Genomic DNA, 15,984 nt, shown 5'->3' with positions numbered 1-15,984 from the left:
CAGACCCGGCGTTGAAGCAAGAACAGAACATGGCAGCTCCAGCGATCCCGACCCGGATTCAGCTCAAGCGTATCCACTGACAACGTCAGTCCGGCAGCCAGCCGTTGGCCCAATATTGCAGATTGTCCCCGCGCAACATGAAATCGCGCAACACGGTTTCGCGCAGCTCGTCACCCATGCGATAGCTGGCGTTAGGGTCGGACAAATGCATGCGGATCGCCTGCAGCCACTCTTCAGGGCGATTGGTCAATACGCGAGTCGCAGGCAGGTGCCCACGGTAGGCTTCGGTGTCCGAACAGATCACAGGATAGCCGCACGCGCCGTATTCAAGCAGCCGCAGGTTGCTCTTGCAGTCGTTGAAAATATGAAATTCCAGCGGCGCCAGGGCCAGATCAAGATCCAGGCTGGCCAGCTTGGCGGGATAACTATTCAAGCTCACGGCAGAGTGGAACTCGTGAATGTATGGCCTGAGCAAATCGGGGCACATGCCGAAAAATATCCATTCGACTTCGTCGGCCAGTTCGCGCACGACATCGGCAATCAACTCGAGATCCCCACGGTGACTGGTGCCACCACCCCAGCCGACACGCGGTTTACTGGAGGTGCGACGCTTGCTCTTCAGGTTGCTCCACAGATGCGGAGCCAGCATGTTGGGCACCACCCGAATATCGCTGTGCATGCTGGACAGCGCCTGGGCCAGCGGGTGGGTCGACACCACCACACGATCACACAGACCAACGCCTTTACGCAGCATTTGCGCAATGTTGTCCGGCATGTTGCGGCGATGCTCATTGAGCAGCGGAATGTCGGCGATGTAGTCGTCCAGCTCAAAGATCCGCATCGCGCTGGAGAAATTTTTCACCTGAATGATGTCGAGCACTTTGGCTTCGCTGTAACGCCCCTGGAAAACCACGACGTCCGGAGATTGACGCTCGACCTCTACCACCGTAGGTGTGTGATACGCCACTTGTCCCACTACACGTCCGGCGGCCATCAGCTCGATAAGCGGCTGGCTGACACGATAGTGCCCCACCGCCGAGGAGTTGACGACCATCCCCAAGATGGAGGGAAGATGCCGGGAGCAAAACGGGTTCCATCCCTCCAGCAAACCCGGCTCCAGGTTAAACGAGAGCCCCTCGTGCAGACTCTGGTTAGGGTTGTAGGCCGGATCCAGCGCGACTTTTGGCAGCCATTTGCGATAGAACGCGTTCTGCTCATCCTTCAGCAGGTCGCGCGACACGTTCGAACGCTCGACAGCCGCAGGCTCGGCCAGTACCACGCTTGCGTCTGGCGTGCCGACAATCAGATAGCCCTCGCGCCCGACCCGCATGCACAGATCCAGGTCGTGCAGGCCCTGGGTGAAGGTCGTTGCCTCCAGTGCGCCAACGCTGTCAAACACCTCCTTACGAATCATCAGGCAGTTGCCGATGACCGCTGACCAGTTCTGCGTCAGTTGCAGACGCTGCATGTAGCTGCTGGCACCTGCCGGATAATTGTAGAACGGCCTACCGGCCAGCCCCTCCATCCCCATGACCATGCCGGCATACAACACGTTGCCTTGGGGGTTGATGATGCGCGGGCCGACCACACCGACTTCCGGGCGCTGGGCATGATTGAGCAGCGCCTCCAGCCAGTCAGCCTGGAGGATGACCGTATGCGGGCTGAGCATGACCAGGTAATCACCACGCGCCTGACCGGCGGCAACGTTCAGCGCCGTCGCGTCACTCCCCAATTCAGGCAGTGTGATGATCCGCAACTTGTCGGTGCCCAGCCGGTTCATGGCCGCAAACCAGTCCCGCGCCTCGGCAGTCTCGCTGGCGTTGTCGACAATCAGCACTTCGTAGTTCAGGTAGGTCGTTTTGCTGAGCAGGCTGTCGACGCAACGCTCCAGCGCAGCCAACTGGTCGTGCGTGGTGATGATGACTGACACGGCCGGGCGATCCGGGTGCAGGTATTCGATACGATTGAGCAGCGGCATCTCGTCATGATGAATGACGTGATCTCTGCCGATGCGCGTGAGGTGAGCCGAAACAAGCGGCTCATTGCGCTCGATCACTTCCGGCAAGGACAGCCACTGGGCGAAGGAAAGGCGTGATTCGACCTGAATCTCGGCGATGTGCTCGATCGTCTGCAGGCCAGCGCCTTCTACCAGACGCCAGATCACGTCATGGGGCGCCAGCTCGCCATGCGTGGAGTCGAACCCGCCCATGGCCAACAGGTTGCTGCGTTCGAAGGCCAGGGCTCTTCCGACGTAGGGGTAGGCGCGCATCAGATCAAGATTGAAATCTGGCTTGAAGACCGGCTCCTGCGGCTCATCGTCAACGCGGGCACCCTCATCACTGTACACGCACAATACGCCCGGCAGGTGGGCGATACGTTCCGCCAATACCAGCAAGGCAGGAGACGTCAGAGTGTCACCGGCGCGCAGCAGATACACCCAGTCCGCCTGCTCCAGCAGGGGCAACACGTCGTTCAGTTGCCGCGCCCAATCCGCTTGCAGGGCGAAACGCAGCACCTGCGGATCGTTGAGGCTGGTCGCGGTGGTCAGCACAACGACGGCTTCGGCGGCGTAGTCCTGCTCGGCAATGCTGCGCAGCGTGGCATCCAGGCGCTCGGCATCGCCCTCGGCGTCGATGATCACCGGGACAATACGCGGCTGCCGGGGCCAGCTTTCCAAGCGTCGTTCCAGAAGCTTTTTTTGCGGCCTGGAGAACTGCCTGCAGGACAACCACTCGGCATAAAGCTCGGCATAGCTTTGGCTTTCAGACCCGACCCGACTGCGCAACACGCCTTGGCGATTGGCCGTGATGCCGTAAATCCCCACCTCGTCCCACTCTTCGCGGGGCTCTTCTGACGCCTTGCGCAGTGGCAGGAAACGCACCCAGCCCTTCGCAGGGGCTTGTTCGCCACTGCGCGCCTTGAGCATTTCTTCGAGCCAGCCCCACTCGATGGTTGCCTTCTGATACATATCAGGCTGACTGCTGAGGCGGCCGGGGTGCAAACGCTCAACGTTTTCGACACTGTGCAGCGCGACCAGATTGCCGCGCCGCAACAGACAGACGAACAGTGTGAAATCCAGCAGGGCGACAAAACCCTGACCGGTCTGTGCAATGGATGGCAGGTATTCAAGCACTTCAGCACGACGCATCAGCGCACCACTGAACCCCCCCAGATTATTGCGTGGCGCGCTCTCGAAAATGGCGAGCATGTCTTCGCCTTTATACAACGCGTCGTAAGGCGCCAGCCCGATGTTCTCCAGACGCGCAGGCAGAACATAGTCGTTGATGTCTACCAGATGACGCCTGCTTACCACCAACTGCACGTCAGCAAGGTCCTGCAGCACGCGCGCCTGGTTCTTGACGCAATGAGTGTAAAGGCGATCGTCGTCGCACAGAAACTTGATGTATTCGCCCTGGGCTTCTTCCAGGCAGTTGAGGATATTGCTCTGAAAACCCAGCCGCTGAGGGTTACGCACATAGCGCGCTCTGATATCGGACGCTGGCACCAGATCATCAAAAATTACCTTGATGTCATCGTTACGGCAGTCGTCGCAGACGATGATCTCCAGGTTTTCATAAACCTGATCCAGCGCGCTCTGCAAAGCGGCACGGAAAAAGCGGGGGTTGTAGGCAGGGATGACGAGGCTGACGAGGGGAGCTGGATTCACTATTGCAAACTCGTGAGCGGCGGAGCGACAGCCAGACGGCTGCCGCTCCTCACCGCTGAAAAAAGACGGCGGATGCTCAACGCCCGTTCGATTACAGCTGGCTGAACAGATTCAGCCTGGACAGCTGGATGAAGACCTGCTGCGAGGCGTCCAGCATGGTTTTCTGCAGTGTCAGCCGGGTCGTGGCTTCGACCAGGTCAGCGTTCACGTACGTGCCCTGCTCTGTGGTGTTGTTGCCCTTGAGCAGGTCGTTGGTCACGCCTTGCGCGGTGGCCGCGAGCTGACGTGCGCCGCCATTGGAGCGCGCCGTGGACGCCTGGTCGATGCTGCTGGTCAGGTTGCCCAGCGCCGAGGTCAGCGAGGCGTTCAGCTTTTGCGAGGCGACAAGGTTGCCATCGGTGGGTGTCGAGAGCGCCTTGATGGCGGCCGACAAGGTGTTCAGGATGTTTTCAGTCTGGCGTGTACCGGACTGGACCACAAACTGATCACCCGCATCCGGCGTACCGCTGACGGTGAAGTTGACGCCCGAAGCGTTGGCCGTGGTGCCGCTCATGGTGCCCGTGGACACCGGCTTGCTGCTGCTGGTCAAAGGTGTCGCGTACAGCTCGTAATCAGTCGAGCTGGTGAACTTCAGAATGGCGCCGCCACTGGGGAACGTGGTGTTGAACGCAGTCAGGTCAGCGGCCGTCGTGCCTACGGCGGAGCTGCTGATCGCCGCAGCAGACGTATTGCCCGGACTGCGGGCAGTCGTGATCGCGTCCGGCGTGGAGGCCAGACGGTATTCGCGGTTCGCCAGAACGGTGTCCGCCGATGAAGGCGCGGTGGTATCGGCGGCAGTCAGGTTGATGTTCATGGTCAGCTCGACGCCACGGAACGTGAACGTCTGATCGGCGAACGAACTGGAGCTGAACTTGCCGGCTGACGACGCCTCGGTGGTCACGTCGGCACCGGTCGCGTCGGTGATCTTGAATTGCGTACCGCTCAGAAACGATAACGTGTACGGCTCACCCGCCTGATAATTGGCGTTGTAGGCGGCCGTGGATTTCACCAGACCACCGGTCAACCCTACCTTGCCGTCATCCACGACCGGCGCGGTCGGCGTTGCAGCCGGAGGCAGCAGGGTCGAGGACGTGCGCGTGGTATTGACCGCCTGCTCGAACGCTTCAAAACCGGTGATGTTACTGGCCAGAACCAGGCCATCGCCCACAGCCAGATTGATGCTGGTCTGGTCACCGTTGTAGCTGTAGGAACCGTCGGCATTCGACGTGTAGGGCGGTGCCGACGATTTTGAGCCGCCGAAAATGTACTGCCCATTGGAGTCCTGACTGTTCATCAGGCCCAGAATCTGGCTCTGGTACTGCTTGAGCTCGCCCGCCTTGGCGAGACGATCGGCATCGGTGTAAGCGCCGTTGCCCGAGGACACAATCACTTCGCGAGCTGCCTGCATGGTATCGACAATGCTGGTCAGTGCAGTCTCGGAGTTGACGACGCTGGTGTTGATAATGCCGATGTTCGACTCGTACTGGGTCAACATCGAATTCTGCTGAGCCAGTTGCAACACGCGCGCAGCACCCACCGGGTCGTCACTGGCGGTATTGAGCTTGATACCGCTGGATACTTCTTCGCTGGTTTTGGACACGTTCGCGTAGCTGCGCTGATAGTTGGCAGCTGTGGACTCGTAGAACTGTGTAGTTGAGATACGCATGGTTCACGACTCCTTAAAGACTGTTGATCAGCGTGCTGAAAATGGTTTGCGCCGCCTTGATGATCTGCGAAGAGGCGGTGTAATACTGCTGGTACTTGATCAGGTTGGCCGCTTCTTCATCCAGCGACACGCCCGACACGGCATCACGCGCCGCCTTATTGGTTTCGACGACTGCGGTGGTCGCGGTCACATCGCTTTTTGCCTGGGCGGAGCGTGCGCCCATGGTGGACACCAGATCCCCGTAGGCGCCAGACAGGCTGGTGCCGACGCTGCCATTGGTGACATCGACGGTCTTGGCGGTCTGCAGGCCAACCACTGCCAGCGCGTTGCGGTTATCGGCAGAGCCGGCACCGGTCAGGCTGATGCTGAAGGTGTCGTTGACGACGGGCGTGCCCGACAGCGTCATCTGGACTTCGTACGCGGTTTTGGTGCTCGGCGTGGTCCGGGTGTCGTCATAGCCGATGCTCAGTTTGACCGTGTTGCTCTGCCCCTGAATGATCGTGCCGCCTATCGCGTTGCCATTCTGGTCCAGAACGGCAGCGCCGGTTGCACTGACCAGCGTATAGCTCTGAACGCCGCCACTGCCGACCGCGCCCATCACCAGCTTCATGGGTGTGGAATCTTTGATCGCGTTGCGCAGGTCGGCGGTCTGGGTGCTGTCGTAGACGTTGGATTTGGTGTTGAGCACCGGTTGAGTAAAACCGCCCGTGCCCGAGTTGCTGGCACCGGCTGCTGCGGTCAACGGTGCAGCGGCCGCAATGTCCTTGGAGTCGGTCAACGCCACTGCGATACCGCTGGCACCGTTGCGGGTCGGGGACACCTTGAACACGTCATTGGCAGAAATAGCGCTGCCATTGAGGCTCAGGCTGAAGCCTTCGAACTGGTCTGGCGGAGTGTTACCCAACACACCGGTGCCCACGCTTTCGCCATTGGGCAAGCGGCGCACGGTGAAATTGGTCGCGTCGCTGAACGTGACTTCGTAGTCGTCAGCGGTCAGCTTGCTGGTGTCGGAAATCGTGACATCCAGATTGCCGGAGCCCGACTGGTTGGTCGACTTGCCGATGCTGCGCTGGGAAATGTTTTCAGCGCTGTTGATGCTGGTGTACAGGCCGGAACCAAAATTGCCCTTGCTGTCGATGCCCTGGCTCATCTGGCTGTTGACCTGATCGGCCAGCACCATGGCCACACGGCCCAGTTCGTTGGCCGACGGGATCAGCACCTCGGAACGGTAGTTCAGCAAACCGCCCATCGCGCCGTGCTCAAGCACTGACGTAACGTCGGTCTGGGTCTGGCCGTAGGTGATCTGCACGTTGTACTGCAGCGGGTCGGTGCTGCTCGGCGTGGCGGACATCTTGTAAGACGTCGCGTTGCTGACCAGCGACTGCCCGGAACCGGTATAGATGTCGTAGTTGCCGTTGTTCTCGACCACCTTGACGCCCACCAGCTCGTTGAGCTTGCGAACCGTTTCGTTGCGCGTGTCCAGCAGCGAGTTGGGGCTGGTGTTACCCGCCGATGCCTGGGTGATCTGCTTGTTCAGGCTGGCAATGGTGGTCGTCAGGTCGTTGACCTGAGTGGCGTAGGTATTGAGTTGCGCGTTGACGTTGTCATTCTGCGAGGACAACTGCGACGCCACGGAATTGAACCGTGCACTCAACGCCGACGCCTGGGTCAGGAACGCAGAACGCTCGGCTGACTGGGTAGAGTTGGTGGCAATGGCCTGCATCTTGGTGAAGAAGTCAGCCATCTGCGCGGCAACACCGGTGGTGTTGTCGGACAGCAGCTTGTCGGTCTTCGACGCCTGCCCCGCATAAGCGTTGGCCTCGGCACTGAGCGCGGTACTGGTTTGCAATTGGGCATCAAGGTAGCTGTTGTAGATGCGACGCACGTCGGACAGCGTGGTACCGGTGCCGATGTAGCCGACCCCCAGACCGATGTTGATCTGTGCCGACGCCGTGGTCATGACCTGCTGACGCGAGTAACCCGCGGTGTCCACGTTAGCCGTGTTGTTACCGATGGTGTTGATCGCGGCACTGCTGGCATTGATACCTGAGAGCCCAATTGAAATCAGCGACATGATTAAAACCTTATAAAGTCGTGGAAGAGCCCGTTGCTGCGGCGTACGTCTGGTAACTCTTCATCTGCTTCGCAATCTGCGAAATCTTGCTGGCATAGTCCGGGTCTGTTGCGTATCCGGCCTTCTGCAACTCTTTTACAAACTGTTCCGGTTTATCGGCCGAATTGACCACTTCTTTATAACGATTGTTGTTCTGCAACAGGCTGACCAGGTCGTGGAAGCTGTCGGCGTAGGAATTGTAGGAACGGAAGTCTGCCGTTTCCTTGACCATCTTGCCGTCGCGGAACTCGCTGGTGATCGCCCGCGCCTCAGGGCCTTTCCAGCTCCCGGCGGCCTTGATCCCGAACAGGTTGTGACTGCTGCTGCCATCCTGCTGACGCATGATGGATTTGCCCCAGCCAGTCTCCAGCGCAGCCTGAGCGACGAGCATCACCGGATCGACGCCAATGCGTGCAGCGGCTTCCTTGGCGAGCGGCAACATGGTTTCGACGAACTGGTCAGCGTTGCTGAACGCGCGCTTGGCCGGAGCCAGCGGCGGCTGGGCCATGGTGCGTACATATTCCGGCGCAGGTGCCAGGTTGGGATCCATTGTCCAGTCGCCATTCTTGCCGCTGGTGCTGGCAACCGCACGCGACGGCATCGGGCTATTGGCAACGTTGGCCGTGGCCGACGGCACGATACCCGCCAGCAGCCTGTCGGTCAGTTTGGTCGGCAGCGACAGACGACGCGAATTAAGCGACGCCATGTCATTACGCCCCTCACCGGAAGCCGACGCAGCGGCTGCTGCCTGATCCGCTACCGCCGAACGCGTGGCCCAAAGCGGACGCTGATAAACGCTGGTCGCAAGACCGGTCTTGGCGGTCGCAGCGGTATCGGCAGGTGCTGCTGCCTGATCGGCAGGCGCGTGCTGAATGCCCTTGTCCTTCGACAACTGACGCATCAACACATCTTGCAGGCCGATGCCGTTGCCACGGGTCGACAGGGTCACGGCCAATTGCTGGTCGTACATGTCCTGATACTGCCGCGTTGCCGCAGTATTCATCGGGTTGTCCTTGGCCAACACCTCGTTGGCCGAGCGCATGGCCTTGAGCATCTGGCTGACAAACAGCGACTCGAATTCCTGAGCAACCTTTTTCTGGTTGGCCACACTGTCCTTGTCGCCGTGTTTCAGCGCTGCCAGACGATTGACGTCGGTGTAGGCACCCGAATCAACCGGCTTGGAAATTCCGCTCTTGAGCATGTCCATGTGCCAGCCCTCAGATCACGATCAGGTCGGCTTGCAACGCGCCGGCCTGCTTGAGTGCTTCAAGGATGGCCATCAGGTCGCCCGGCGCAGCGCCGACCTGGTTGACCGCGCGAACGATCTCGTCAAGCGTGGTGCCAGGACCGAACTTGAACATCGGGTGCAGTTCCTGCTCGGCGTTGACCCTGGAACGCGGAACGACAGCAGTCTGGCCACCGGACAGTGCGCCCGGCTGGCTGACAATCGGATCTTCAGTGATGGTCACCGTCAGGCTGCCGTGAGTCACGGCCGCGGGCGACACTTTCACGTTCTGACCGATCACGATGGTGCCCGTGCGCGAGTTGATGATGACCTTGGCGGCGGTCTGGCCTGGATCGACTTCCAGGTTTTCCAGTATCGACAGGTAGTCAACGCGCTGACCCGGATCCAACGGCGCGGTGACACGCACCGAACCGCCGTCCAGTGCCTGAGCAACGCCTGGGCCGAGCAGGTCATTGATCTTGTCAACGACACGCTTGGCCGTGGTGAAGTCGGAACGGTTTAGGTTCAGGGTCAGTGTGTTGCCCTGATTGAAACCGCTCGGCACCGAACGCTCAACCGACGCACCGCCAGGAATACGACCCGAGGACGGGACGTTTACCGTGATCTTGGAACCGTCTCGGCCTTCCGCGTCGAAACCGCCGACCACCAGGTTGCCCTGAGCGATGGCATAAACGTTGCCGTCGACACCTTTCAGCGGCGTCATCAACAAGGCACCGCCACGCAGGCTCTTGGAGTTACCGATCGAAGACACGGTGATGTCCACGGTCTGGCCTGGCTTGGCGAACGCAGGCAGGTCAGCGTACACCGCAACTGCTGCAACGTTTTTCAGCTGCACAGTGCCCGAACCGGATGGCACCTTGATGCCGAACTGCGACAGCATGTTGTTGAAAGTCTGCAGCGTGAACGGCGTCTGGGTGGTCTGGTCGCCCGTACCGTTCAGACCCACCACCAGACCGTAACCGATCAATTGGTTGGCGCGCACACCGGAGATGCTGGCGATGTCTTTCAAGCGCTCGGCGTGAGCGCCGAACGCGGTGGACAACAACAGGGTTGCCGCTATCAATTGCTTGAGCTTGATCATGTCTATCCCGCTATCAGAAAGGGAACAACGGGCTGAGGAAGAACCTGTCGAACCAGCCAGGCTGGCTGCTATCGGCAAAGGCTCCGGTCCCCGAATAGGTGATACGGGCATCAGCAATACGTGTCGAGGAAACCGTGTTGTCGGTCGCGATATCGTCAGCGCGCACCAGACCTGCAATGCGGACCAGTTCATCACCGGTGTTGAGCGTCATCCACTTCTCGCCGCGAACCGCCAGAATGCCGTTGGGTAGTACGTCGGCCACGGTCACGGTCACGGAACCGGTGAGGCTGTTGCTCTGAGCAGCCTGACCGCTGCCATCACTGGCACGCGATCCGTTGTAACCGGCGTTCAGACTCAAGTCGTTGCCGCCAATGGGGTTGTTGGTGGTCAGGCCCGAGCCGAACAATGAGGTCAGCCCGATGCTGTTGGTGCTGTCTTTTTTCAACGCCGAACTGGCCGCCTTGCTCGCCGCCATACGCTCCGAGAGCGTGATGGTGATGATGTCGCCGACACGGAACGCCTTGCGGTCGCCATAGAGGTTCTGCTCAAAACCTGCCTGATAAATCGCACCGTTGTTGGCGGCAGCCGACATCGGTGTGCGCGGCAACACCGGCGCGTAGTAAGGGTCATTGGGCTTGGCGGACGGAGCCACGCAGCCCGACAGCAAAGCGATCCCGCACAATGAAGCGATCAACACTGAAAAACGCGGAACAACACTTAGGTGTTTCATGACACTTGAAACCTCGCGGTGTAACAGACGCTTATCAGGCGCCGCATCGGATTGAGCATGTGCAACAACAAATACGTCAGGGGCTTACAGATTCTGAGTCAGGTTCTGCAGCATCTGGTCAGCCGTCGAAATCACCTTGGAGTTCATCTCATAAGCGCGCTGAGTGGTGATCATGTTGACCAGCTCCTCTACGGTGCTCACGTTGGAGTTTTCCAGGGTGTTCTGCAGCGTCGGGCCCAGACCGTTCAGGCCAGGCGTACCGATCTGCGGCGCGCCGCTCGAACCGGTTTCCAGGTACAGGTTTCCGCCGATGGCTTGCAGGCCAGCCGGGTTGATGAAGTCGGCGGTCTGGATGTTGCCGATTATTTGTGGCGTAGCGGTTGCGCCTGCCAGGGTCACCGACACGGTACCGTCCTGACCAACCGTAAACGTCTGGGCATTCTGCGGAACGACGATTGCCGGCTCCAGCGCGTAGCCGTTGGCCGTGACGATCTGGCCGTTGGCATCCAGGTGGAACGTACCGTCGCGGCTGTAGGAGATGGTGCCGTCAGGCTGGGTCACCTGGAAGAAACCGCGACCGTTGACCGCCAGGTCCAGCGGGTTGTTGGTGGTCTGCAGGCTGCCCGCCGTGAAGTTCTTCTGCGTGCCGACGATGCGCACACCGGTACCCAGTTGCAGGCCGGAAGGCAGTTCGCTGTCCTGCGTGGACTGCGCGCCTGGCTGACGCTTGATCTGGTAGAGCAGGTCCTGAAATTCGGCACGGTCACTTTTGAAACCGGTGGTCGACACGTTCGCCAGGTTGTTGGAGATCGTGGTCAGGTTGGTGTCCTGAGCGGCAAGGCCGGTTTTAGCGACATATAGTGCAGGAAGCATGTGTGTTCTCCTCGAGCGCCGGATTGTCGGCGCAAGCTGTCAATGGTTAGCCGAGTTGCAAGACGCGAGCCATCGACTGATCGTCTTCTTCAGCGGTCTTCATCATCTTGACGTGCAGCTCGAACTGGCGGGACAAGGCCAGTACTGACGTCATCTCTTCAACCGCGTTTACGTTGCTGGCCTGCAGAAAACCGGACTCGACCTGAACGTTCGCGTCCACCGCAGCAGGCTGGCCGCTCTTGGTGTGGATCAGACCGTCAGGGCCTTTTTCCAGGGTGTTCAGGTCAGGATTGACCAGCTTGATACGGTCAACCTGAGCCATCACCTGCGGGCTCTCACCCAGCGAGCGAATACTGATGGTGCCGTCAGCGCCAATCTCGATCTGCTGTTGAGGCGGCACGGCAATCGGACCACCGTTGCCCATAACCGGCAAACCGCTGCCGTCGCGCAACACGCCGAGTGCGTCGATATTCATGCCGGAGCTGCGGGTATAAGCCTCACCGCCGTCGGGCGTCTGGACCGCGATCCAGCCATTGCCCTTGATGGCGATGTCCAGTTCGCGACCGGTTTCAACCATGGCACCGCCGGAGAAGTCAGTACCCGGACGCTCACTCATGGCATAGGCACGCGACGGCATGACCTCGCCAAACACGGGCATCGAGCGGGCCTGTTCAAGGTCGCGCATGAAGCCGTTGGTCGAAACGTTCGCCAGGTTGTTGGCATGAGCCTTTTGCGCTATCGCGTTTTCGGATGCACCGCTCATTGCGACGTAAAGCAACTTGTCCACAGTCTTCCTCCTCCGACAGACGCTTGCCGCCTGTAGCTGTTCTGAGAGGGAGAAAGCAATTTTTGAACCAACTTGGCCAGATCAATACAAATGCCTGATTAGCCAGCAAAAACGGCGACCTGCGAGACAGCGCTTGCGACGTGAATCGACGAGAGCGGCGGCGGACTGCCGCCTGACCCGCTTGCGGCTGGGAACACCGCCAAAAAAACTTCACATGCACACCGTGAACAACAACGCGCAGTGATAATCTTGCAGCCATCGTCCTTCGCACACGGAAATCGACATGCCTGTTCGTACCTGCATCCTCGGCATTGTCACCGCCAGCCTGGCCACGCTTGCCCTGATCGCCCAGGCCGCGCCCGCCCATTACTACAAATGGCAGGGTGACAGCCGGATCGTCTGCGCCCAGACCAGCCCGGGGCCAGGCTGGACGCGATTGAAGGGGCACTTCATCAAGTCCGACTGTTCGATCTGATCAGGTCGACTGAATCAGCGTCTGCATGAGCGTCACCTCTGTCGAGATGGCCTTGGAGTTGGCCTGATAGGCCGTCTGCGCCTGAATCAGCGCAATCAGCTCATCGGCCAGAATGACGTTAGAGCCCTCCAGCGCTCCCCCGATGATACTGCCCAGCGTACCTACGCCTGGCTCGTCAAAGTCCGCCACCCCCGACTCGCCGGTTTCACCCCAGCGCGTATCGCTGCGCGGCTGCAGGCCGTGAGGATTGGCGAACGAGGCCAGCACGACCTGACCGATATTCTTGCTCATGCCATTGGTGAATCCGGCGCGCAGGATGCCGTCTCGACCTACCGCCAGACTGCTCATCTCGCCCGCCGAATTCCCGTCGACCTGCTGCGACACGCGCGAGGACGCAGCATTGTGCTGACGTAACTGGGTGAAATCGATCGCGATGCCGTTTGCGCTGCCTGCCGCCCCGTTGGATAACCATTTCTCGCGTCGGGTACCAGGATCAGTTGCCATCGCTGGCACCCACCCATCCAGCTGCAAGCTATTGCCAGTGCCGCTGCTCAGGCCGGGCGAGCCCGCCAGTGACTGTATCGAGCCGTCAGAGCCGAACACCACAGTGGCGGTCAACGGATCCGTGGATTCCGGCCTCTGCGGATTTCGCCCATCGACCAGAACATGCATGCGCCAGTTGTTGGTCCCCTCTTTAACGAAATACTGCGTCAGTTGGTGCCGATTGCCTTGGCTGTCATGGATGGGCGTATCGAAGGCACGCGTGTATGTCTTCACATCTGAAACGCGGAACGCCGGAACAGGACGCGCCATCACAGCATCATCCGGATCGAGCATGTTGGCGGAGCCATCGGTCAAAGGCAGAGAAACCGCTGCGGCACCCGCCGCATCACTGCTCACCCATTCGCCATTGACCTGCGTCGCAGGGCGCCAGCCGAGCAGGGAAAACTCGCTGTCGGATACCTTGTGAATATGCTGGTTACTGCCGTGGTAAGTCAGGGTGCCGTCCGGTCTTTGCTCAAGTGCAACATGCAACGGCGTGACGCTGGCCGGATCCACCGGATTGCGCCCATCGACCAATACATGCATCGACCATCGGTTAGCGTCGGTCTTGACGAAATACTGTTTGAGCTCATGATCAGCGCCCGGCAACGAACCCACACCCTGATCCTGAACAGTATGACTCGCCACCCGGGTATACGTCGTCGGGTCAGCCGGATCGAACACCGGAAGTTGCGCGAGCGATGGGGCCGACGCATCCAGATTGATGGTTTCGGCAATGCGCGTCGTTGCCTTGGGCGCAACATTGGACGTATCGATCTTCAGGTCCGTACGGATACCGCTGATCACTTCACCCTGTTCATTCGCAGCATAGCCCTGCAACCGCCCGCCCTCGCTGTCGACCACAAAGTCCTCTGCGTCCTTTATAAAGGCACCGGCACGGGTATAAGCCAACGACCCACGATCACTGACCACAAAAAAGCCGTTACCCTGAATCCGCATGTCCAGCGGATTGCCCGCCGTGGTCACGCTGTCACCCTGATTGAAGTTCTGCTGCACCCTGGCCAGGCGAACCCCGTCACCGACGGCATGCTGCCCACTGCCCAGATGAGCAGCAGAATACAACGCGGCAAATTGCGCACGGGATGATTTGAAACCGATGGTGCCCGCGTTGGCGATATTGTTGCCAGCCACCTCCAGGCGCTTGTTTGCCGCGTGAATACCACTGATCGCTATATTGAATGACATGAGTACTCCCTTGCCGTAAACGGCACTTCAAATAGGAGTTTTGATTCTCACATCATTGCGTGTAGGAAGTTTCTATATAGCCTGAGGGACGAATCTGCAAGTAAGTTAATCCAGAAAAAGCGCAACAACCTACCGTTACAAAAAGGCAAATTGAAAACCAGATCCTAACTCACCGACTGCAGAAAACCGAAACCTCTTCATTACCCACATGCTCAAGACTTCAATCTGAGGCCCGATGCTGCGCATTCGGAAAACGTTAGAACGCTTATAATTCCCAAATCATGGATATGCATTAAAAAGTTTTGAATAGCGGAAATATGCAACACTGAAAGCGCTATTGCCCGGATAAAGCAATCCCGGGCAATAGCGAACTACTCAAGAAAAATTATGAATGCGTCACCGTCATGGAGTGTGTTTTCCTTTGGCGACCTATCCAAAGCGACAAAAGACACCCCCCCAGCGGCTCAGGCAAGCAAATCAAATGGCATACTCCTGAACACCCGTCAGACTGATAAGCTGCATATCAGCGGTCTGGATCTGTTCAATAGTGGCGTAACCTGCATACCAATCCTTGAGTAACACACCTTCTTGCGACGTCGATTCTGTAACGTAACTTCGATGCAGATAGAGGTCATCACCGACGCGATCAGCCCGCAGCTCACCACTGTTTATGTATGACAAAATCAATTTGTCGCTGCGGCTGATGCCGTCATCCTTAATCATCACTAAAGTTGAAGTATTGATGGTGTAGATATCGTCACCCTCACCACCGTTGGCGAAACCGCTGGCCTGCAATATCAGTCGGTCATCTCCCTGACCGCCCGACAGTGAAAAGCCCACGCCTGTGCCCGTCAATACGTCGTTGCCTTCACCACCATCAGCCATGCCACGTACCACAGTGATAGTGTCACTTCCGGCCTCACCGAAGGCTTGACTACCCTCGTCGCTAATAGCCGTGACAAGGGTATCGTTACCACTGCCGCCGTACAAAATGTCTACCTGTGGCCCATTGGACGGGCTATCAAGCGTGAAAGGTCCTATCGACGAAACCAGCCCGCCATAGAGGTAATCATTGCCGTCTCCGCCGTCGATGACGTCATTGCCCAGTCCGCCTTCCAGATAATTAGCGCCCGTATTCCCGACCAAAACGTCGTTATAGTGACTGCCCAGGACGCGCTCAATGTTGAGTAATACATCACCCTCGGCATCGCCGCCTTGATTGACCTGGGACTGCAAGTTGATCGAGACACCTGCAGCGCTTGTGATGTACCAGACGCCGTCCTGACCTTCACGGCCATCGATTAAATCTGCCCCGGCGCCCCCAACGAAGGTATCCGTCAAACGAGAGCCTGACAGCGTGTCGTTAAAACTACTGCCTCGAAGAATTTCAATGTTGGCGTAGGTATGACCGGCTGCCTCCCCGATGTTGGTGCCGTTGATAAGATCGATCGTCACCGCACTGTCGGACTGTTCGTAAGTCACCAAATCCTGGCCACCCGCGCCATCCTGCATCATGGACGAACTACCGCCATAGAAAATGTCGTTGAAATTCGATCCT

At 58.9% G+C, this 15,984-nt stretch carries 11 protein-coding genes; 1 reads left to right on the top strand and 10 read right to left on the bottom strand.

What is annotated here, in order from left to right; all coding sequences use genetic code 11:
- Window positions 1-85: 85 nt before the first annotated feature.
- The 8 genes from H8S56_RS10240 to H8S56_RS10205 all read right to left on the bottom strand — a co-directional run bounded on the left by H8S56_RS10240 (window position 86) and on the right by H8S56_RS10205 (window position 12,202).
- On the bottom strand, window positions 86-3,667 hold the full coding sequence (locus tag H8S56_RS10240; protein WP_187518570.1) for a glycosyltransferase: 3,582 nt from the start codon (window positions 3,665-3,667) through the stop codon (window positions 86-88).
- Window positions 3,668-3,758: 91 nt separating this feature from the next.
- On the bottom strand, window positions 3,759-5,372 hold the full coding sequence (locus H8S56_RS10235) for a flagellar hook-associated protein 3 (RefSeq protein ID WP_024689530.1): 1,614 nt from the start codon (window positions 5,370-5,372) through the stop codon (window positions 3,759-3,761).
- A 13-nt stretch (window positions 5,373-5,385) separates the two neighbouring features.
- On the bottom strand, window positions 5,386-7,446 hold the full coding sequence (gene flgK / locus H8S56_RS10230) for a flagellar hook-associated protein FlgK (RefSeq protein ID WP_187518569.1): 2,061 nt from the start codon (window positions 7,444-7,446) through the stop codon (window positions 5,386-5,388).
- A gap of 10 nt (window positions 7,447-7,456) precedes the next feature.
- On the bottom strand, window positions 7,457-8,692 hold the full coding sequence (gene flgJ / locus H8S56_RS10225; protein WP_187518568.1) for a flagellar assembly peptidoglycan hydrolase FlgJ: 1,236 nt from the start codon (window positions 8,690-8,692) through the stop codon (window positions 7,457-7,459).
- A gap of 10 nt (window positions 8,693-8,702) precedes the next feature.
- A complete protein-coding gene (locus tag H8S56_RS10220) occupies window positions 8,703-9,812 on the bottom strand; it encodes a flagellar basal body P-ring protein FlgI (protein ID WP_024689533.1) in 1,110 nt (369 codons plus the stop codon).
- 13 nt (window positions 9,813-9,825) lie between these two features.
- The gene (gene flgH / locus H8S56_RS10215; RefSeq protein WP_187518567.1) at window positions 9,826-10,542 is read right to left on the bottom strand and encodes a flagellar basal body L-ring protein FlgH; all 717 of its coding nucleotides are present in this window, start codon (window positions 10,540-10,542) and stop codon (window positions 9,826-9,828) included.
- Window positions 10,543-10,626: 84 nt separating this feature from the next.
- The gene (flgG, locus tag H8S56_RS10210) at window positions 10,627-11,415 is read right to left on the bottom strand and encodes a flagellar basal-body rod protein FlgG (protein WP_187518566.1); all 789 of its coding nucleotides are present in this window, start codon (window positions 11,413-11,415) and stop codon (window positions 10,627-10,629) included.
- Window positions 11,416-11,461: 46 nt separating this feature from the next.
- Window positions 11,462-12,202, bottom strand: coding sequence for a flagellar basal body rod protein FlgF (locus H8S56_RS10205; RefSeq protein WP_024689535.1), 741 nt, complete (start codon window positions 12,200-12,202; stop codon window positions 11,462-11,464).
- Window positions 12,203-12,485: 283 nt separating this feature from the next.
- Between H8S56_RS10205 and H8S56_RS10200 the strand changes: the two genes are divergently transcribed.
- Complete coding sequence (locus H8S56_RS10200) at window positions 12,486-12,677, top strand: hypothetical protein (protein WP_187518565.1); 192 nt, start codon at window positions 12,486-12,488, stop codon at window positions 12,675-12,677.
- Here the strand turns inward: H8S56_RS10200 and H8S56_RS10195 are convergent, their stop codons facing one another.
- Window positions 12,678-14,426: a flagellar hook-basal body complex protein gene (locus H8S56_RS10195; protein ID WP_187518564.1), complete on the bottom strand. Its 1,749-nt coding sequence runs from the start codon at window positions 14,424-14,426 to the stop codon at window positions 12,678-12,680.
- 477 nt (window positions 14,427-14,903) lie between these two features.
- Window positions 14,904-15,984 (bottom strand): calcium-binding protein (locus H8S56_RS10190; protein ID WP_268946020.1); only part of this gene is annotated, 1,081 nt, incomplete at its 5' end.

This window comes from Pseudomonas triticifolii (genome assembly GCF_014358015.1).
In the GTDB taxonomy this organism is placed as follows: Bacteria; Pseudomonadota; Gammaproteobacteria; order Pseudomonadales; family Pseudomonadaceae; genus Aquipseudomonas; species Aquipseudomonas triticifolii.
Note: the sequence above shows the minus strand (reverse complement) of the source record. Positions and strands in the feature narration are given on the sequence as shown.

Excerpts from the sequence above, each read along its gene's own strand:
- H8S56_RS10235 (WP_024689530.1), bottom strand. The coding sequence starts at position 5,372 with ATGCGTATCTCAACTACACAGTTCTACGAGTCCACAGCTGCCAACTAT.
- flgK (WP_187518569.1), bottom strand. The coding sequence starts at position 7,446 with ATGTCGCTGATTTCAATTGGGCTCTCAGGTATCAATGCCAGCAGTGCC.
- flgJ (WP_187518568.1), bottom strand. The coding sequence starts at position 8,692 with ATGGACATGCTCAAGAGCGGAATTTCCAAGCCGGTTGATTCGGGTGCC.
- H8S56_RS10220 (WP_024689533.1), bottom strand. The coding sequence starts at position 9,812 with ATGATCAAGCTCAAGCAATTGATAGCGGCAACCCTGTTGTTGTCCACC.
- flgH (WP_187518567.1), bottom strand. The coding sequence starts at position 10,542 with ATGAAACACCTAAGTGTTGTTCCGCGTTTTTCAGTGTTGATCGCTTCA.
- flgG (WP_187518566.1), bottom strand. The coding sequence starts at position 11,415 with ATGCTTCCTGCACTATATGTCGCTAAAACCGGCCTTGCCGCTCAGGAC.
- H8S56_RS10200 (WP_187518565.1), top strand. The coding sequence starts at position 12,486 with ATGCCTGTTCGTACCTGCATCCTCGGCATTGTCACCGCCAGCCTGGCC.
- H8S56_RS10195 (WP_187518564.1), bottom strand. The coding sequence starts at position 14,426 with ATGTCATTCAATATAGCGATCAGTGGTATTCACGCGGCAAACAAGCGC.